Annotated in this window: 16 protein-coding genes and 1 tRNA gene; 12 read left to right on the plus strand and 5 right to left on the minus strand. The window is 70.7% G+C overall.

From position 1 onward, the window contains the following. Positions 1 to 27: 27 nt before the first annotated feature. Positions 28 to 2,379: an SCO7613 C-terminal domain-containing membrane protein gene (locus ACIHFB_RS37680; RefSeq protein WP_400129262.1), complete on the minus strand. Its 2,352-nt coding sequence runs from the start codon at positions 2,377 to 2,379 to the stop codon at positions 28 to 30. Positions 2,380 to 2,445: 66 nt separating this feature from the next. Here ACIHFB_RS37680 and ACIHFB_RS37685 point away from each other — a divergent pair, with 66 nt between their 5' ends. Both ACIHFB_RS37685 and ACIHFB_RS37690 read left to right on the plus strand, forming a co-directional pair. Continuing rightward, positions 2,446 to 2,892, plus strand: coding sequence for an SRPBCC family protein (locus ACIHFB_RS37685; protein ID WP_400129263.1), 447 nt, complete (start codon positions 2,446 to 2,448; stop codon positions 2,890 to 2,892). A 39-nt stretch (positions 2,893 to 2,931) separates the two neighbouring features. After that, positions 2,932 to 3,003: transfer RNA gene (locus ACIHFB_RS37690), tRNA-Val, on the plus strand. Positions 3,004 to 3,060: 57 nt separating this feature from the next. Here ACIHFB_RS37690 and ACIHFB_RS37695 read toward each other — a convergent pair. Next, entirely contained in the window at positions 3,061 to 3,786 is a 726-nt protein-coding gene (locus tag ACIHFB_RS37695) for a 3'-5' exonuclease (protein ID WP_365282503.1), read from the minus strand. A 168-nt stretch (positions 3,787 to 3,954) separates the two neighbouring features. On the opposite strand from ACIHFB_RS37695, the gene ACIHFB_RS37700 reads away from it, so the two are divergent. The 3 genes from ACIHFB_RS37700 (at position 3,955) to thrS (ending at position 7,945) form a co-directional block, all read left to right on the plus strand. After that, positions 3,955 to 4,578, plus strand: coding sequence for a DUF4365 domain-containing protein (locus ACIHFB_RS37700; RefSeq protein ID WP_400129264.1), 624 nt, complete (start codon positions 3,955 to 3,957; stop codon positions 4,576 to 4,578). Next, positions 4,575 to 5,831, plus strand: coding sequence for a hypothetical protein (locus ACIHFB_RS37705; RefSeq protein ID WP_365282505.1), 1,257 nt, complete (start codon positions 4,575 to 4,577; stop codon positions 5,829 to 5,831). Before ACIHFB_RS37700 ends, ACIHFB_RS37705 begins: the two co-directional genes overlap by 4 nt. A gap of 128 nt (positions 5,832 to 5,959) precedes the next feature. Next, complete coding sequence (thrS, locus tag ACIHFB_RS37710; protein ID WP_400129265.1) at positions 5,960 to 7,945, plus strand: threonine--tRNA ligase; 1,986 nt, start codon at positions 5,960 to 5,962, stop codon at positions 7,943 to 7,945. A gap of 29 nt (positions 7,946 to 7,974) precedes the next feature. Here the strand turns inward: thrS and ACIHFB_RS37715 are convergent, their stop codons facing one another. Then, the gene (locus ACIHFB_RS37715; protein ID WP_365282507.1) at positions 7,975 to 8,631 is read right to left on the minus strand and encodes an ion channel; all 657 of its coding nucleotides are present in this window, start codon (positions 8,629 to 8,631) and stop codon (positions 7,975 to 7,977) included. Between the two features lie 67 nt (positions 8,632 to 8,698). Here ACIHFB_RS37715 and ACIHFB_RS37720 point away from each other — a divergent pair, with 67 nt between their 5' ends. Further along, positions 8,699 to 9,259: an HIT domain-containing protein gene (locus tag ACIHFB_RS37720; RefSeq protein WP_365282508.1), complete on the plus strand. Its 561-nt coding sequence runs from the start codon at positions 8,699 to 8,701 to the stop codon at positions 9,257 to 9,259. 25 nt (positions 9,260 to 9,284) lie between these two features. Here the strand turns inward: ACIHFB_RS37720 and ACIHFB_RS37725 are convergent, their stop codons facing one another. Beyond that, positions 9,285 to 10,946, minus strand: a complete 1,662-nt coding sequence (locus tag ACIHFB_RS37725; protein ID WP_400129266.1) for a hypothetical protein — start codon at positions 10,944 to 10,946, stop codon at positions 9,285 to 9,287. 256 nt (positions 10,947 to 11,202) lie between these two features. Then, positions 11,203 to 13,398 carry an elongation factor G-like protein EF-G2 gene (locus ACIHFB_RS37730; RefSeq protein ID WP_365282510.1) on the minus strand — a complete coding sequence of 732 codons (2,196 nt, stop codon included), beginning with the start codon at positions 13,396 to 13,398 and terminating at the stop codon, positions 11,203 to 11,205. A gap of 286 nt (positions 13,399 to 13,684) precedes the next feature. Between ACIHFB_RS37730 and pgsA the strand changes: the two genes are divergently transcribed. The 6 genes from pgsA to pdxT all read left to right on the plus strand — a co-directional run bounded on the left by pgsA (position 13,685) and on the right by pdxT (position 18,840). Further along, the gene (pgsA, locus tag ACIHFB_RS37735) at positions 13,685 to 14,362 is read left to right on the plus strand and encodes a phosphatidylinositol phosphate synthase (RefSeq protein ID WP_400129267.1); all 678 of its coding nucleotides are present in this window, start codon (positions 13,685 to 13,687) and stop codon (positions 14,360 to 14,362) included. After that, complete coding sequence (locus ACIHFB_RS37740; protein WP_365282511.1) at positions 14,359 to 15,276, plus strand: phosphatidylinositol mannoside acyltransferase; 918 nt, start codon at positions 14,359 to 14,361, stop codon at positions 15,274 to 15,276. The genes pgsA and ACIHFB_RS37740 overlap by 4 nt, the downstream gene beginning before the upstream one ends. Next, positions 15,273 to 16,436 carry a glycosyltransferase family 4 protein gene (locus tag ACIHFB_RS37745; RefSeq protein WP_365282512.1) on the plus strand — a complete coding sequence of 388 codons (1,164 nt, stop codon included), beginning with the start codon at positions 15,273 to 15,275 and terminating at the stop codon, positions 16,434 to 16,436. Before ACIHFB_RS37740 ends, ACIHFB_RS37745 begins: the two co-directional genes overlap by 4 nt. Before the next feature lie 80 nt (positions 16,437 to 16,516). Beyond that, complete coding sequence (locus ACIHFB_RS37750) at positions 16,517 to 17,059, plus strand: hypothetical protein (protein WP_365282513.1); 543 nt, start codon at positions 16,517 to 16,519, stop codon at positions 17,057 to 17,059. A 243-nt stretch (positions 17,060 to 17,302) separates the two neighbouring features. Further along, entirely contained in the window at positions 17,303 to 18,217 is a 915-nt protein-coding gene (gene pdxS, locus ACIHFB_RS37755; protein ID WP_365282514.1) for a pyridoxal 5'-phosphate synthase lyase subunit PdxS, read from the plus strand. Between the two features lie 14 nt (positions 18,218 to 18,231). Further along, positions 18,232 to 18,840, plus strand: coding sequence for a pyridoxal 5'-phosphate synthase glutaminase subunit PdxT (gene pdxT, locus ACIHFB_RS37760; RefSeq protein ID WP_400129268.1), 609 nt, complete (start codon positions 18,232 to 18,234; stop codon positions 18,838 to 18,840). Positions 18,841 to 18,888: the final 48 nt, after the last annotated feature.

Below are 18,888 nucleotides of genomic sequence, written 5' to 3' on the forward strand. Positions count from 1 at the left end.
CAGTTCCCCGCGCCCCTTCGGGGCGCTTCAGCTCATCCTTCCCAGGATGTCCCGCACCTTTCTGGCATCCCTGATGCGCTGCTCGTACGTCGCTCCGAGTGCCAGCAGCAGGAGGCCGGCGAGTGCGGGTGGCACCCAGCGGGGGAGTGTGGTCGTCATCTCGGCGAGGTACGGGGCGAGTTCGTGCAGCGTGTCCAGGACGAGTACCGAGCCGCCGAGCAGCAGGGGTGCCTGGAGGTGATGGCGGGCGCCCAGCAGGGTGATCAGCAGGGCCGCCGCGCCCAGGAGCAGCGGGCGGGGGCCCTGCTGGCCGGCCCAGACCGCGACGAGGCTCGGCACGAGGGTCGCCGCGAGGCCGGGGGCGTACGCCGTCCAGGACGACGTCTGCGGATCGCGCTGCCTGCGCAGGGCGCCGACGATCAGGGCGGGCACGGTGACCGGCAGCGTGTACGCCTCGGGCGTGGCGACGTCCCAGGACGCGAGCCGCACCCAGGTGGCCAGGACGAAGAGGGCGGCGGCGACGTATCCGGCGGCGCGACGGTCCGGTCGGATCGCCGTGCCGGCCGCGATCACCCCGCCGAGCGCGAGCACCAGGGCCAGCATCGGCGGTTCGCCCATCGCCAGACCGACGGCGACGAGGCCCGCGACCGCCCCGGTCACCTCGACGGCAGTCGTCGTCTTCTCCTGGACGTACGCCGCCAGCAGCGCCGCGGCCGCGGTGACGACCAGGACGCACAGCGCCGTGTGCTCCGGCCGCAGGTCCAGCGCCGCCCCCACTGCGACCGCGAGCGCGGTGGCGTACGCCAGGGACGCGGCTGCGGGCAGCGGCCTGCGCACGCCGACCGCGAAGAGCACGGTCAGGGACGCGAGAGTCGCCAGGGTGGCCGGTTCGGAGGCGAGGGCGAGGAAAGCGAGGCTCAGGGAGGTGAGAAGGGCGAGGACGGTCGCCGTGGTCCGCCCGAGGAGCAGAAGCGCCGCTGTGCCGAGTCCCAGGATCAACAGGGTTGCGGTGTACGGCAGTTCCAGCGTCGCGGGGACGACGAGCACGCCCGCCCAGGCCAGGGTCAGGGACGCGTCGAGAGCCCGTGGCCGCCAGGTGGCCTGCCGCACCGTCAGCGCCAGTACCCCGGCGACCGCGGCGAGGACGAGGGACGCGGTGGCCGAGTCCGGCGGCCACGGCACCTCGACCGTGACCGCGTCGCGTGCCGACTCCGGCGCCCCCGACCACACATGCCCCAACCAGTCGGCCGACCCCAGCAGGGCGACGGCCACCACGGGAAGCGTCCACAGCACGGCAAGGGCCTGTACGGCCGCGGAGGCACAGGCGATACCCCGCCGCACGGCCTCCGGGAGCCGACTCAGTGCTGCTGCTGCCAACAGGGCGAGACCGCAGGCGAGATGGACGGGCACGGTCCACGCGTCCGGCAGCACCGGGCGCAGCGCGCCGCCGAGTGCGGCGACGACGAGCAGCCCGGAAGCGGCGGCGAGCCCCCTCGCCTGCTTCTCGCCCGCCTGCCAGGCCGCGCCCAGTGCGAAGGCCGCGGCAAGGAGGAGGAGCGCCGCCGCACGGGCGGCGGCGCTCGGACCGGTGGCCGTCCAGGACAGCCGGCCGGCCGCCAGCACGCCCCAGCCGCCCAGGCCGTACGCGCCGCCGGCGGCGACGAGACGTACGGACCCGGCGGTCGCCCGGAGCGCGACAACCGTGTCGAACCCGGCCGTCGCGAGAAGCGCGGCCGTGATCGTGTACCCACCCGCGTCCACCGAGACGGACCAGAGGAGCAGCGGGAGTTGGGCCGCCGCCAGCGCTGCGGGCAGCGGCAGACGCATCTCCCGCATGCGCGGAAGGAACCCGTACGCGGCCCACGCGCCCGCCAGCAGCGCCGCCGACGCCGCCGCGAACCTCATGCCGTCGGCCCCCGCGAAGGCGACCTCGTGCAGCGCGTAGGCGTCCAGCACCGTCAGTGCCAGTCCCAGGCCCGCCACCGACTCGGCCGTCGAGCGCAGCCCGCGCTTCAGCAGTGCCGCCGGCGCGGCGAGCACGGCCGCGGTGACCGCGCCGAGCACCAGAGCACGCCCGCCGACCCCCAGGTGCCGCCAGCTGACCAGCGTGAACGCCGTCGCCGCGAGGGTGAGCAGGACGCCGCCGAGCAGCAGCAGGACGTTCTGGACCCGCGGGGCGGTGGCCTCGACGCGGGGCGGCTCGGCCGACGGCTGCTTGACCGGGTGCAGCGAGGCGATCAGCCAGGCCCGACGGGCCAGCAACTGCGCCCGACGGGCGTCCAGTTGCCGTAGCTCCCAGTCGAGGATTCGCAACTCCTCGGCCGGTGGTGGCGTGTGCGTCATGTCTTGGAGTGTGGTCCGCATCACGTCGTACGGCATGAGTGCGGATACTCAGAACGTACTCATATGTATCCGCTGTGTAGGCGCACGGGGCAGACTCGGACCATGGACTGGTCCCACTACCGCTTCCGCACCGTGTGGGTCCTGCGTGCGCCGCCCGCCACCGTGTTCGCCGTGCTGGAGCGGGCCGAGGACTACCCCGACTGGTGGCCGCAGGTCAGGGAGGTCGACCCGATCGACGACTCCAGCGGCTTCGTCAGGATCCGCGCCGCGCTGCCGTACGACCTGACCTTCACCGCGCGTGAGATGGTGCGCGATCGTACGGCCGGGGTGCTGGAGATCGAGATGTCCGGCGACCTGGACGGCTGGGCGCGCTGGACGGTCAGTGCGCACGGCGCGGGCACCCGCGTCCGCTACGACCAGGTCGTCGATGTGAGCAAGCCGCTGCTCAGGCGCCTCGCCGTGCCGGGGCGGCCGGTCTTCCGGGCCAACCACCGGCTGATGATGCGGGCCGGACGGCGGGGGCTGACCGCGTACTTGGAAGCGGTTTGATGCAAACCCGCCGGGACCTGTATTGTTCAGTCCGGTCCCGGGCGATTAGCTCAGTGGGAGAGCGCTTCGTTCACACCGAAGAGGTCACTGGTTCGAACCCAGTATCGCCCACCGGGAAAAGGCCGGTCCGCCTTGGCGGACCGGCCTTCTTGTGCACTCGTGGTGTGTTCACGCCGCCGCCGGCAGGTCCGGACGCAGGGGCCACGCCGGGTCCACTGCCTCCTCGGTGCCGCTGCGTGCGAACCACGCCTGTAGGCCACGCGCCTGCGCCGCATGCCACACGGCTTGCAGGGTGTGCAGTTCGGCGGGGGAGAGGCGTTCCAGCCGGGCTGCGAAACGGCGCCCCACCGCCCGTACGACATCCAGTGCGGCCGTGGCGTCGGCCGCGGCGTCGTGCGCGCCGTCCAGGACGACGCCGTAGTGCGCGCACAGGTCGGTCAGTGTGCGGCGGCCCTTGCGGTAGCGGTCCAGATGCTTGTCGAGGACCCGAGGGTCGAGCACCAGCATCGGCGACGTCTCGAACCAGTGGTCCAGGGACGAGGCCCGATGGCGCCGCAACTCGCGGTCCAGAATGGTCAGATCGAAGGGTGCGTTCATCACCACGAGCGGACGGCTCGCCGCCATCTGCTCGGCCAGTTCACTGGCTATCTCATGCATCACCGGCGCGGGCCAACGGCCGTTGCGCTGGAGATGCTCATCCGTCAGTCCGTGTACCTCCGTGGCCCCTTCGGGCACCGGCACACCCGGGTTCACCAGCCACTGGCGCACCCGAGGCCGGGCACCCGGGGCATCCTGGACGACAACAGCGGCCGACACTATCCGGTCGGTCTCGACGTCCACGCCCGTGGTCTCCGTGTCGAACGCGGCCAGAGGGCCCTCGTACCAGCACGTCATACCTACACAACTCCTCGTTCACCCACGGCAGCTGACGCACCGTCTTCTGCCCGTTTGGTGATACCCGGGCTGTTTGCGCCGTACGCCGGAAGGACACAACAGGAGTGCGGGTCTTTGCAGTTCAGCGGGCCCATTGCGGGGATTCACCGGCGTGGAAGGCTGTTGGTCATGGCGATAGCGCAGCCCGAACGGGGCGGGCTGCTGCCCGCTCGGACGGGCCCCCATCGCGGTTCACTCGCCACCACCGCCTGCATGGAGACACTGCAGGTGGGCTATCTGCATGCCGTCGCCGCCGCGGCGGGCTGTTCGCTGTCCCAGCCATTTCCGGACAACGGCATCGACTGGCACGTCAGCCACAGCGCCGCCGGGCACACCGTCGACGACGAAGTGACCATAAAGGTGCAGCTCAAGGCCACCTACCAGATCCCGCCGAACCCGCCCGCCCGTCTCCCACCACCACCCTCAACCGAGGGGGCTGCGCCCCCGCCCCGTCAGATGGGGCGCTCCTTCTCCTTCACGCTCGACAACGACCATCTCGCGAAGCTCGCCCGCACCCCGGTGTCCGTGCACAAGATCATGGTCGTGATGCTCGTCCCGCGGTCCCAGGACGACTGGCTGCGCGCCAGCCACGACCGGCTCGACCTGAGGCACTGCTGCTACTGGGTCAACCTGGCCGGCCACCCCATCACCGGTCGGCGCCGGACCACCGTGCGGGTATCGACCTCACGCATTTTCGACGACCGGGCGCTCTGCGAGATCATGACGCGCGTCGGGACGGGAGGCAGGCCATGACACACCGCTCGCTGGAGGAGCCGGTACGACCAGGGCGGCCGCATCCGGTGGATGCGCAGTGGAACCGTCCGCCCCAGCCCGACGAGGTCGACCCCGCGGTGCTCAGCGCCCTGCTGCACCGGCACGGCTGGCAGCGCCGCGGCGGCGCCGCCGGACGGTACGGCCGCTGGACCCCGCCGGGTCCCGGCGGCGCCGGTACGAGCCTGCTCGTGCCCGAGAACCGGGCCTTTCCCGACAGCGACGACCTGCTCGGCGAGGCCCTCATCGCGCTGTCCCGCAGCGGCTCGCCCTCCGCACGCGACGTCCTGGTCGGTCTCACCGTGCCCAGCGACGAGGTCCGCTGGTGGCGCGATGTGCCGACCGGCCCGGCCGGCGCCGCGCCATGGACCGTCGAGGAACAACTGCGCACCGCCGCCCGCCAGATGCTTCTGGCGGGCGCTCTCGCCACATGCGCGCGTGCGGGCTATTACGGCGCCCGGCACCGCCGCCCCGCCGCCGCGTCCTTGGAGAACGTCCTCGTGGGCAACGCACCCGGCGGCCGTCAGCTGGCCGCGTTCGTGCCCGTCGACACCGGCCGCCTGCTCGCCGTACGACTGCACCAGGCCCTGTACGCCGCCCGTGAGGCCATCGACTACCAGCGGGCCACCGGCGGGATGGACGCCTTCGACGGCGCTGTCGAAGCAGGCGTCAGCCGCGAACTGACCGAGGCGATCGTCGCCCTGGTCCGCGGCAGCGAGGGCGCCCGCATCGCCGTCGAGTGGGCGCCCGGCGCCGGGGTCCCCGAGGGCTGCGCGGCACCCGTCGAGGCCGTCGAGTTCTCGCCCGGTGACCTGCCCGTGCTGCGTGAGGCGGGGGCCCGCTATCTGCGCGAGGAACCGGCCGTGCCGGTGCGGATCACCGGGACGGTGACACGGATGCGCAGGTCGGGGCCGCGCGGCGAGGGCGCCGTACGGCTTCGGGTGATCGCGGGGGCCGAGGTCCCGCACATCCGGCTGACCCTGGACGAGGAGGCGTACCGCATCGCCGGGCACGCCCACCTCGTCGGACTGCCGGTGCGGGTGCACGGCCGGCTGGAGAGCCGGGGCGGCTTCCGCAGGCTCACCGGCGCCTCCGGGGTCGCACCGGTGCAGGTGGACGAAGCCGAGCGGGACCGGCTGATGAAGTCGCTCCAGGAGACCGCAGAGATCACAGCCTTCTTCGAGGAGGCCTGCGGAGCGGACGGCACCGACCTGGACGGCGATTTCGACGACTGAGCCCGGCACCGGCCCCGGCAGCCGGTCCGGAAACTCATTTCGCGGTGGGCGGTCCCGGGTCGGTACGATCCGGTATTGCGCGCGCTCCAGGTACGGCGCCCGCATCCACCTTCAGTCAGGAGAGACCGGTGTCAGACGTCCGTGTGATCATCCAACGCGATTCCGAGCGGGAAGAGCGAACGGTGACGACGGGCACCACGGCCGCCGAGCTGTTCGCCGGCGAGCGCTCGATCATCGCCGCGCGCGTGGCCGGCGAGCTGAAGGACCTGGCGTACGCCGTCTCGGAGGGCGACGAGATCGAGGGCGTCGAGATCTCCTCCGAGGACGGCCTGAACATCCTGCGCCACTCCACCGCGCACGTCATGGCGCAGGCCGTGCAGGAGCTCTTCCCCGAGGCCAAGCTGGGCATCGGCCCGCCGGTCAAGGACGGGTTCTACTACGACTTCGACGTCGAGAAGCCGTTCACGCCCGAGGATCTCAAGGCCGTCGAGAAGAAGATGCAGGAGATCCAGAAGCGGGGGCAGAAGTTCTCCCGCCGCGTGGTCACCGACGAGGCGGCCCGCGAGGAGCTGGCGGACGAGCCGTACAAGCTGGAGCTGATCGGTCTCAAGGGCTCGCCCGCCGTTCAGGACGGGGCCGATGGCGCGGACGTCGAGGTCGGCGCCGGCGAGCTGACGATCTACGACAACCTCGACGCCAAGACCGGCGACCTGTGCTGGAAGGACCTCTGCCGCGGTCCCCACCTGCCCTCCACCCGGAACATCCCGGCGTTCAAGCTGATGCGCAACGCGGCCGCCTACTGGCGCGGCAGCGAGAAGAACCCGATGCTCCAGCGCATCTACGGCACCGCCTGGCCGACGAAGGACGAGCTGAAGGCACACCTCGACTTCCTCGCCGAGGCCGAGAAGCGCGACCACCGCAAGCTGGGCAGCGAGCTGGACCTCTTCTCCATCCCGGAGCAGATCGGCTCCGGTCTCGCGGTCTTCCACCCCAAGGGCGGCATCATCCGCCGGGTCATGGAGGACTACTCGCGGCGCCGTCACGAGGACGAGGGCTACGAGTTCGTCTACACCCCGCACGCGACCAAGGGGAAGCTCTTCGAGACGTCGGGCCACCTGGACTGGTACGCCGAGGGCATGTACCCGCCCATGCAGCTCGACGAGGGCGTGGACTACTACCTCAAGCCCATGAACTGCCCGATGCACAACCTGATCTTCGACGCGCGCGGCCGCTCCTACCGCGAACTGCCGCTGCGGCTCTTCGAGTTCGGGACCGTGTACCGCTACGAGAAGTCGGGCGTCGTGCACGGCCTGACCCGCGCCCGCGGCTTCACCCAGGACGACGCGCACATCTACTGCACCCGCGAGCAGATGGCCGAGGAGCTCGACAAGACGCTCACCTTCGTCCTCGGCCTGCTGCGCGACTACGGCCTGACCGACTTCTACCTGGAGCTGTCGACCAAGGACCCGGAGAAGTTCGTCGGCTCCGACGACGCCTGGGAGGAGGCGACCGAGACGCTGCGCCAGGTCGCCGAAAAGCAGGGCCTGCCGCTGGTCCCGGACCCGGGCGGTGCCGCCTTCTACGGCCCGAAGATCTCCGTCCAGACCAAGGACGCCATCGGCCGCACCTGGCAGATGTCGACGATCCAGCTCGACTTCAACCTGCCCGAGCGGTTCAACCTCGAGTACACCTCACCCGATGGCTCCAAGCAGCGCCCGGTCATGATCCACCGCGCCCTGTTCGGCTCCATCGAGCGGTTCTTCGCGGTGCTCCTGGAGCACTACGCGGGCGCCTTCCCGGCGTGGCTGGCCCCGGTGCAGGCGGTCGGCATCCCGATCGGCGACGGGCACGTCGACTACCTGGAGAAGTTCGCCGCCGCGGCCAAGAAGCAGGGGCTGCGCGTCGAGGTCGACTCGTCCTCCGACCGTATGCAGAAGAAGATCCGCAACGCCCAGAAGCAGAAGGTGCCCTTCATGGTCATCGCGGGCGACGAGGACATGGCGAACGGCTCGGTCTCCTTCCGCTACCGCGACGGCTCGCAGGAGAACGGCATTCCGTTCGACGAGGCCATCGCCAAGATCGCGAAGGTCGTGGAGGACCGGGCGCAGGTCTGATCCGTTCTCGATCGAGGGCCCTCGGGGATTCAGCCCCCCGGGGGCCTTTCGTCGTCCTCGCGCGAGAACACCTGGAGCAGCCAGGAGGCGAAGGTACCGGTCACCGCGCCGAGCAGCGCCAGGCCGATGAACATCATGCCGACCGCGATCACCCGTCCCATCGGGGTCACCGGGACCACGTCGCCGTAGCCGACGGTGGTGAAGGTCGCGCAGGCCCACCAGACGGAGTCCCCGAAGGTGCGGATCGTGGCCCCCGGCGCCCCGCGCTCCTGCTGGAACACGGCGAGCGCTCCGGCGAAGCCCAGCAGCACGGCGGACAGCCCGGCGTAGACGATCACGCGCCCGTACAGCGCGAGCCGTGGTCTGTCGTGCCGCCGCTGCACGGCCTCGTAGACCTTCACGACCCGCAGGGGCCGCAGCAGCGGCAGGACGAGCACCACCGTGTCCAGCACGTGGGTCCGCACGTAGCCCAGCCGCTGCCCGCTCAGCCGCCAGCTCACCGCGTAGTCGATGCCGAACAGGGCCCAGGCGCCCAGCAGCACCGCGAGGCACAGGTCCTGCCAGACGTCCGGCATGCCGTGGGCCAGTACGAGGATCGCGTACGAGGCCAGAAAGGCCAGCGACGCCACGGCGAGCGGCAGCTCGGTGCGCTGTTGCCAGCGTGCATCGCGACGGTCATTGTCCACTCGCCCAGCTTGTCGCGGCGGGCCTTTCCCGCAACCCCGCCGACACGCCGCGAACGGGCGAAGCAATATGCTGCCTTGCATGACGAGTGAGCCGGAGCAGCAGTTGGGAGTGGGGACGCAGGACGCGTTCCAGCGCCTGTGGACGCCTCATCGGATGGCCTACATCCAGGGCGAGGGCAAGCCGACCGGCCCGGGTGCCGAGGACGGCTGCCCCTTCTGCTCCATTCCGGCCAAGTCCGACGAGGACGGTCTGATCGTCAGGCGCGGCGAGCAGGTCTACGCCGTGCTCAATCTGTACCCGTACAACGGCGGGCACCTGATGGTCGTGCCCTACCGCCATGTCGCCGACTACACGGACCTCACCGCGCCGGAGACCGTCGAGCTGGCCGCGCTGACCAAGCAGGCGATGACGGCGCTACGGACCGCGTCCGGCGCGCACGGCTTCAACATCGGCATGAACCAGGGCTCCGTGGCGGGCGCGGGCATCGCCGCCCATCTGCACCAGCACATCGTCCCGCGCTGGGGCGGCGACACGAACTTCATGCCGGTCGTCGGGCACACGCGCGTGCTGCCACAGCTCCTCGCGGACACCCGCAAGATGCTGGCGGAGGCCTGGCCGGCGCTCTGAGCCCGGCCAGGCCTGCGCCGACCCGCTACGCGTCGTACAGATCCGCCTTCCTCGGCATCGGATCCTGAACGGCCGTGCTGAGGAACGCCGACCTGTTGCCGAACTTCTCGGTGTCCACGCCGTTCTCCTCGAGCACCTTGATCGCCGCCGAGTGCACCACGCGCAGCACCGGCGTGGCGGCACGCAGCGCGTCGTCGGCCATGAAGCGGTGCCGCCACGGCTGATCGGCCCACGCGTGCCGCAGGCCGAAGGGCTCGGGCAGGGCGATCGTGCCGCCGAGCCAGTTCAGCAGGGGCGGATACCAGGAGATCGGGGCCCGCACCGCCAGCCGTACCACCTCGTCGCTGTTGACCAGGGGAAGCTTCACCTTCCGGGTTTCCCAGGGCTTGAGCGACTTGGCGACCTCCTTGGTCGGCGCCTCGGGCTTGCTGGTGAACAGCCCGTTCACCGGGCCGAGGGCGTGGCCGGTGACCTCGATGCGCAGCGTCTGGTGCAGCACCGTGACGGTGATCAGCATGGTGATCACCAACTGCCCGTCCCAGAGCGTCCACTGGACACCCAGGTAGTGCCGGTCACCACTGCCGAACTGCTGCTTGTTGCAGATGTCCTGTATGGCGTGCGACTTGATCTGGTAGGCGTCGACGTCGGTGCCCTCGGGGCGGGACACCGCCTTGGCGTTCTCCGCGATCGGCGTGACGATCCAGTGCCGTATGGACGCCTTCGGGAAGCCGCCCGTGTTCAGTGTGTTCCGCTCCAGCATGCGCAACTGGTCGTGGATCGAGCGGATGACGTCCCAGCTGCGGAACGGATGGATCTCCCGGTCCGCGTCGGCCGGGATCAGATCCTCGGCGAGCTGCCAGGAGCCCCAGCGCGTGCCCATGCCGAGTATGCCCTTGGGCCCGGCGTAGAACACGGAGTTGGACTGCTGCTCGGCGCTGAGCTTGGCGAGGGACTGGCGCAGCTGCTCGGCCGCGGTCTCACCGGGACTGCTGGGCACCGCCTCCGGCACCTTCGCGCCGACGCTGCTGCCGGCCAGCAGACTGTCCCACCGCCCGCGCAGGTCCTTCGCCGTGCGCTCGCAGATCTGCTTGGCCCAGAACCAGCCGACCACCGGCATGACGACACACGCTCGCGCATACCAGAGCCAGAAACCCGAGAACGGTGTCCGGATCAGGAAGATCACGGCGAGGGCGCCCACCGCGACGAGCAGCCCGGTGGCAAACGCGCCGGCCTGCTTGTCCTCCCGCTTGGCGATCATGGTGCGGAGGGTGAAGACCAGTAGCCAGACGAGCAGCCCGGGCAGGAACAGCAGACCGCACACCACCATGACCAGGGCCAGCAGCCGGTCGCGGTCCTTGCGGATGTTGTTGGCGGCCAGACAGTGCTCGACGACGACCTGCGGTTCGGTGCCGAAGGACTGGATCAGGGGCTTGCGGCCGGGGCCCAGCATGCGGTCCACCACGGCCCGGGAGAAGGCCTCACCCAGATTGGGCCGGAATATCTTCGCCCACTTGAGGCCGTCCTTGACGTCGGTCTTGTGCCAGTCGTTGTCGGCCTTCTTGATGGCGGCGACCAGATTGTCCCGATAGGCCGCCGAGGCCAACGCGAACGTCGCCGTCTGGTCCCCGTCGCCCGCGCGCGGCACCTGCGGTCCGAAGATGTCCGCGTAGCCGCTGTCAAAGGTCATTCCCGCCCCCGATCGCCGCCACTGTCGCTCCTGCGGCCTTCCCGACTTCCCTGCCCCGCACACCTGTTGATCAGGTGATCAGCGTATCCCCAGGCACCGACATCCGTCGGCGGACGGCCGAAGCCGCCCGCCGACGCGGAGGGGAGCGTTCCACAAAAGTCGCTTGTGTGACGCCGGAATTCACTTGTGGGGCGTCAGGAGCCCCTTGTGCCGAGGCCTGTTGTGCGGTCGCCCGGGGCGCGCCCGGCGCCAACTACTAGGCGTCGCGTGCTTCTTCGCGGATCCTTTCGGCGATCTGCGGCGGCATCGGTTCGTGCCGCGCGTACGTGCGGTTGAAACGTGCAGTGCCGTGCGACAGGGAGCGCAGGTCGACGGCGTACCGGCCGATCTCGAACTCCGGTACCTCGGCCCGTATGAGCGTCCGTGCGCCGACCGTCTGCTCGGTGCCCAGCACCCGGCCGCGCCGCCCCGACAGATCGCTCATCACGGCGCCCACGTAGTCGTCGCCGACCAGGACGGTCACCTCCGCCACCGGCTCCAGCAGATGGATCCTCGCGTCGGCCGCGGCCTCCCGCAGCGCCAGCGCGCCGGCCGTCTGGAACGCGGCGTCGGAGGAGTCCACGGAGTGCGCCTTGCCGTCGAGCAGCGTCACCCGGATGTCGATGAGCGGGTACCCGGCGGCAACTCCCTTGGCCGCCTGGGCCCTTACGCCCTTCTCGACCGACGGGATGAACTGCCGCGGCACCGCACCGCCGACCACCTTGTCCACGAACTCGATGCCCGAGCCGCCCGGCAGCGGCTCCACCTCGATCTCGCAGATCGCGTACTGCCCGTGCCCGCCGGACTGCTTCACATGCCGGCCGCGCCCTGTGGACTTGTCCGCGAACGTCTCCCGCAGGGAGACCCTGTGCGGGATCACGTCGACCTGGACGCCGTACCGGCTGCGCAGCCGCTCCAGCGCGACATCCGCGTGAGCTTCGCCCAGGCACCACAGCACCACCTGGTGGGTGTCCTGGTTCTGTTCGAGCCGCATCGTCGGATCCTCGGCGACCAGCCGGGACAGGCCCTGCGAGAGCTTGTCCTCGTCGGCCTTGCTGTGTGCCTGGATGGCCAGCGGCAGCAGCGGGTCCGGCATCTGCCAGGGCTCCATCAGCAGCGGGTCGTCCTTGGCCGAGAGCGTGTCGCCGGTCTCCGCGCGGCTCAGCTTCGCCACGGACGCCAGGTCCCCGGCGATGCAGTGGGTGAGGGTGCGCTGCTGCTTGCCGAACGGCGCCGACAGGGCACCGATGCGCTCGTCGACGTCGTGGTCCTCGTGCCCCCGGTCGGCCAGTCCGTGCCCGGAGACGTGCACGGTCGCGTCGGGGCGCAGGGTGCCGGAGAAGACCCGGACCATGGAGACCCGGCCGACGTACGGGTCGGACGCCGTCTTCACGACCTCGGCGACCAGCGGCCCGTCCGGATCGCAGAGCTTCAGCTCGCGCGGCTTCCCGTCGACCGTGGTGACCCGGGGCGCCGCGCGCTCCAGCGGGGTCGGGAAGCCTCTGGTGACCAGTTCCAGCAGCTCGATCGTGCCCAGGCCCTGCCTCGCGCCGTCGGCGGCGGGGGCGGCGGCCAGGACGGGGAAGAACACCCCGCGCGCGACGGCCCGCTCCAGGTCCTCGATCAGCGTCTTGACGTCGATGCTCTCGCCGCCGAGATACCGGTCCATGAGGGTCTCGTCCTCGCTCTCCGAGATGATCCCCTCGATCAGCCGGTTGCGGGCCTCCTCGATCAGCGGCAGCCGTTCCGGATCCGGTTCGGACTCCTTGCGCTCGCCGGTCGAGTAGTCGAACAGCTTCTGCGACAGCAGCCCGATCAGCCCCGTCACGGGCGCGTGCCCGTCGGGTCCCGGCGGACCGTGCAGCGGCAGGTACAGCGGCAGTACGGCGTCGGGGTCGTCCCCGCCGAACGCCTCCGCGCAGATCCGCGTCATCTCCTCGTAGTCGGCGCGCGCGGCCTCCAGGTGGGTGACGACGATGGCGCGGGGCATGCCGACGGCGGCGCACTCCTCCCACACCATGCGGGTCGAGCCGTCCACCCCGTCCGACGCGGAGACAACGAAAAGGGCCGCGTCCGCCGCTCGCAGACCGGCCCTGAGTTCCCCGACGAAGTCGGCGTATCCGGGGGTGTCGAGAACATTGACCTTGATGCCGTCCCATTCGACGGGCACCAGGGAGAGCTGCACCGAACGCTGCTGCCGGTGCTCGATCTCGTCGTAGTCGGAGACGGTGCCGCCGTCCTCCACCCGGCCCGCCCGGTTCACCGCCCCCGCCGTGAGGGCGAGAGCTTCTACCAATGTGGTCTTGCCCGATCCGCTGTGGCCGACCAGCACCACATTCCGTACGGACGCGGGATGGTCGGCCGCCGTTGCCCTGCCGGCGGCTCCGGGGTGTGCGTTCGCCTTGTCGCCCATGGCCTTGCCTCCCGTGCACGGTGAGGTCACTGTGGGCGCGGACACGCGGCTCCGCGTGCGGTGGCGGCTCCGGCGACGCCCGCGGTTCTTCGAGCTTTCCACTCCCGTCACGGTGCGTCCATACGGCGGACGCGATCTGGCCGCCCGCCGTCTGTTGCGGATCGTCCGCCCGATCCCGGGGCGGGCGACGGGTGCCCGGACGTCGCCGACACGCGCGCGTGGCTACGATGGGCCAGCCGGTGGCCAGCAGGGGCCGCCCGGCGACACCGAGACCCTCGGGAAGGCCATGCTGAACAAGTACGCGCGTGCATTCTTCACGCGTGTCCTCACACCGTTCGCCGCGTTTCTCATCCGGCGGGGCGTCAGCCCCGACACGGTCACGCTCCTCGGCACCGCCGGAGTGGTGGCGGGCGCGCTGGTCTTCTACCCCATGGGGGAGTTCTTCTGGGGCACGGTCGTGATCACACTGTTCGTGTTCTCCGACCTCGTCGACGGAAACATGGCCCGCCAGCTCGGCCGCTCCAGCCGCTGGGGCGCCTTCCTGGACTCCACGCTCGACCGGGTCGCCGACGGCGCGATCTTCGGCGGCTTCATTCTTTGGTACGCGGGCGGCGGCGACGACCTCGTCCTGTGCGCCGTCTCGATCTTCTGCCTGGCCAGCGGCCAGGTGGTGTCGTACACCAAGGCCCGCGGCGAGTCGATCGGCCTGCCGGTCGCGGTCAACGGGTTGATCGAGCGGGCCGAGCGGCTGGTGATCTCGCTGGTCGCCGCGGGTCTGGCGGGCCTGCACGACTTCGGTGTGCCCGGCATCCGGTACCTGCTGCCGATCGCCCTGTGGATCGTCGCCGTGGGCAGCCTCGTGACACTGATCCAGCGGGTCGTCACGGTCCGCCGGGAGTCGGCCGAGGCGGACGAGGCCGCCGCGCGGGAGAACGCCTCCCAGGGGAGCGAGGCAGCGCAGTGAGCGCCCAGGACCGGCTGACGGACGCGCTGTACGGAATCGGCTGGGGCACGGTCAAGAAGCTCCCCGAGCCGGTCGCCGTACGGCTGGGGAACACGATCGCGGACGCCGCCTGGAAGCGGCGCGGCAAGAGCGTACGGCGGCTGGAGAGCAACTACGCGCGCGTGGTGCCGGACGCGTCCCCGGAGCGGCTTGCCGAGCTCTCGCGCGCGGGCATGCGCTCGTATCTGCGCTACTGGATGGAATCCTTCCGGTTGCCCGCCTACAGCGCCGAGCGCATGAAGACCGGGTTCGACCCCAAGGACGTCCACCATCTGACGGACGGCCTCGCCTCCGACCGCGGTGTCGTCCTGGCGCTGCCGCACCTCGGCAACTGGGACCTGGCCGGCGCCTGGGTCACCACCAAGCTCGACACGCCCTTCACGACGGTCGCCGAGCGCCTGAAGCCGGAGAAGCTCTACGACCGTTTCGTCGCCTACCGCGAGGGCCTCGGCATGGAGGTCCTGCCGCACAGCGGCGGCTCCGCCTTCGGCACGCTGGCCCGGCGGCTGCGCGACGGCGGCCTGGTCTGCCTGGTCGCCGACCGGGATCTGTCCGCCTCCGGCGTCGAGGTCGAGTTCTTCGGCGACACGGCCCGGATGCCTGCCGGACCCGCGCTGCTCGCCCAGCAGACGGATGCGCTTCTGATGCCGGTGACACTCTGGTACGACGACTCGCCCGTCATGCAGGGCCGGGTACATCCTCCGATCGAGGTACCCGAGGCAGGTACGAAGGCCGAGAAGACGTCTGTCATGACACAGGCGCTGGCCGATGTCTTCGCCAGCGGGATCGCCGAGCACCCGGAGGACTGGCACATGCTGCAACGGTTGTGGCTCGCCGACCTGGAACCCCGACCGTCGGACGGGGACCAGCCGTGAGGATCGGCATCGTCTGCCCGTACTCCTGGGATGTGCCGGGTGGCGTCCAGTTCCACATCCGCGACCTCGCGGAGTACTTCATCCGCCTCGGCCACGAGGTGTCCGTCCTCGCGCCCGCCGACGACGACACCCCGCTCCCGCCGTACGTCGTCTCGGCCGGCCGCGCCGTGCCGGTGCCGTACAACGGCTCGGTGGCCCGGTTGAACTTCGGTTTCCTGTCGGCCGCGCGGGTGCGGCGCTGGCTGCACGACGGCGCGTTCGACGTGGTCCACATCCACGAACCGTCCTCGCCCTCGCTCGGACTGCTCACCTGCTGGGCGGCACAGGGCCCGATCGTGGCCACGTTCCACACCTCGAACCCGCGCTCCCGGGCGATGATCGCCGCGTACTCGATCCTCCAGGCGGCACTGGAGAAGATCAGCGCGCGCATCGCCGTGAGCGAGTACGCCCGCCGCACCCTCGTGGAACATCTCGGCGGCGACGCGGTGGTGATCCCGAACGGCGTCGACGTCGACTTCTTCGCCAAGTCCGAGCCCAAGCCCGAATGGCAGGGCGACACCATCGGCTTCATAGGGCGCATCGACGAGCCCCGCAAGGGCCTGCCGGTGCTGATGAAGGCGCTCCCGAAGATCCTCGCCGCCCGTCCGCAGACCCGGCTGCTGGTCGCGGGGCGCGGGGACGAGAAGGAGGCCGTCGAGACGCTGCCCGAGGAGATGCGCTCCCGAGTCGAGTTCCTCGGCATGGTCAGCGACGAGGACAAGGCCCGCCTGCTGCGCAGCGTCGACCTGTACGTCGCACCCAACACCGGCGGCGAGAGCTTCGGGATCATCCTGGTCGAGGCCATGTCGGCCGGCGCCCCCGTGCTCGCCGCGGACCTGGACGCCTTCGCGCAGGTCCTCGATCAGGGCGCCGCGGGCGAACTGTTCGCCAACGAGGACGCGAACGCCCTCGCCGAGGTCGCCGTACGACTCCTGGAGGACCCCGAGCGCCGGGCCGAGCTGCGGGCTCGCGGCAGCGCCCACGTCCGGCGGTTCGACTGGTCGACGGTCGGCGCGGACATCCTGTCGGTCTACGAGACGGTGACCGACGGCACGACCGCGGTGGCCGCCGACGAACGTGCGCCGGGGCTGCGGGCGCGGCTCGGGCTGGCGCGCGACTGACCCTGCACGCGCGCGTGGCCCATCCGATCGGGCACGCCTGACCACAGTTGCTCCACAGAGCCCGGCTAACCTTGCCGCCCGTGACCGCAACCCTCATCTGGATCCTCGCCGCCCTCGTGGTGATCGGCCTCTACCTGAGCTGGACCGCCGGCCGGCTCGACCGTCTGCACGCCCGGATCGACGCGACCCGCGCCGCGCTCGACGCCCAGCTGCTGCGCCGCGCCTCGGTGGCCCAGGAACTGGCGACCTCCGGAGTGCTCGATCCGGCCGCCTCGATCGTCCTGTACGAGGCCGCGCACGCCGCACGGCAGGCCGAGGAGGAGCAACGGGAGGTCGCCGAGAGCGAGTTGAGCCAGGCGCTCAGGGCTGTGTTCGCCGAGGCGCAGCAGGTGGAGGCGGTACGGGAGGCGCCCGGGGGAGAGGCGGCCGCACACGAACTCACGGAGGCGGTACGCCGGGTGCCGATGGCCCGCCGCTTCCACAACGACGCGGTGGGAGCGGCCCGCAGGCTGCGGGAACACCGCAAGGTGCGCTGGTTCCGGCTGGCCGGGCACGCGCCGTTCCCGTTGGCCTTCGAGATGGACGACGAGCCCCCGGCGGCCCTGATGGTGCGGGCTGCCTGAGCGGCCTTGGCGTTGTCGGCTGCGGATCGACAGCGCCGCAGAAGGGGCGCGGGGAACTGCGCGACCAGCCACGACGGGTCCGCAGGCGACCGACGACCTTTCGCCGCACTTCCCGCGGAGCGCTTGGCCGCTCCCGGACGGAAAACGATCCACCGGCTCCCCATTGGCTCTTGCTGTGGCCTGGTCCTCTCGCGTTTCCTCGGTGTTCGCAGAAAACCCTCTTTCACCGAGTGAGGTCAACCCGTGTCCACCACGCTTCCCAACTCCGCCCAGACTCCCGAGACCGGTACCGCGCGCGTGAAGCGCGGCATGGCCGAGCAGCTCAAGGGCGGCGTGATCATGGACGTCGTCACGCCGGAGCAGGCGAAGATCGCCGAAGACGCGGGCGCCGTGGCCGTCATGGCGCTGGAGCGCGTCCCGGCCGACATCCGCAAGGACGGCGGCGTGGCCCGTATGTCCGACCCGGACATGATCGAGGGCATCATCGAGGCCGTCTCCATCCCGGTCATGGCCAAGTCCCGCATCGGCCACTTCGTCGAGGCCCAGGTGCTCCAGTCCCTCGGCGTCGACTACATCGACGAGTCCGAGGTCCTCACCCCGGCCGACGAGGTCAACCACTCCGACAAGTGGGCCTTCACCACGCCGTTCGTCTGCGGTGCCACCAACCTGGGCGAGGCCCTGCGACGCATCGCCGAGGGCGCCGCGATGATCCGCTCCAAGGGCGAGGCCGGCACCGGCAACGTCGTCGAGGCCGTCCGCCACCTGCGCCAGATCAAGAACGAGATCGCCCGCCTGCGCGGCTACGACAACAACGAGCTGTACGCCGCCGCCAAGGAGCTGCGCGCCCCGTACGAGCTGGTCAAGGAAGTCTCCGAGCTCGGCAAGCTCCCGGTCGTGCTGTTCTCCGCGGGTGGCGTCGCCACCCCGGCCGACGCCGCGCTGATGCGTCAGCTCGGTGCCGAGGGCGTGTTCGTCGGCTCCGGCATCTTCAAGTCCGGTGACCCGGCCAAGCGCGCCGCCGCGATCGTGAAGGCGACCACCTTCTACGACGACCCCAAGATCATCGCGGACGCATCCCGCAACCTCGGCGAGGCCATGGTCGGCATCAACTGCGACACCCTCCCCGAGGCCGAGCGCTACGCCAACCGCGGCTGGTAGAGGCAGCGGGACACATGAGCACTCCTGTCATAGGCGTCCTGGCCCTCCAGGGCGATGTCCGGGAGCACCTCGTCGCCCTGGCCGCGGCCGATGCTGCCGTGGCCAGGCCGGTGCGGCGCCCCGAGGAGCTCTCCGAGATCGACGGCCTGGTCATCCCCGGCGGCGAGTCCACCACCATCTCCAAGCTGGCCGTCCTCTTCGGGGTGATGGCACCCCTCCGCGCGCGCGTGCGGGACGGAATGCCCGTCTACGGCACCTGCGCGGGCATGATCATGCTCGCCGACAAGATCCTCGACCCGCGCTCGGGTCAGGAGACGATCGGCGGCATCGACATGATCGTGCGCCGCAACGCCTTCGGACGGCAGAACGAGTCCTTCGAGGCCGCGCTCGACGTGAAGGGCATCGCGGGCGAACCTGTGGAGGGCGTCTTCATCCGCGCCCCGTGGGTCGAGTCCGTCGGTGCCGCGGCCGAGGTGCTCGCCGAACACGACGGCCACATCGTGGCGGTCCGCCAAGGCAACGCGCTGGCCACGTCGTTCCACCCGGAACTGACCGGCGACCACCGCGTGCACGGCCTGTTCGTCGACATGGTGCGCGCGTACCGGACAGCGGAGTCCTTGTAGGATCTGGGGGTCCCCCAGACCCTTAAGATCTGGGGCGTTCGTTCAGAG

Source organism: Streptomyces sp. NPDC051963 (assembly GCF_044593495.1).
GTDB lineage: Bacteria > Actinomycetota > Actinomycetes > Streptomycetales > Streptomycetaceae > Streptomyces.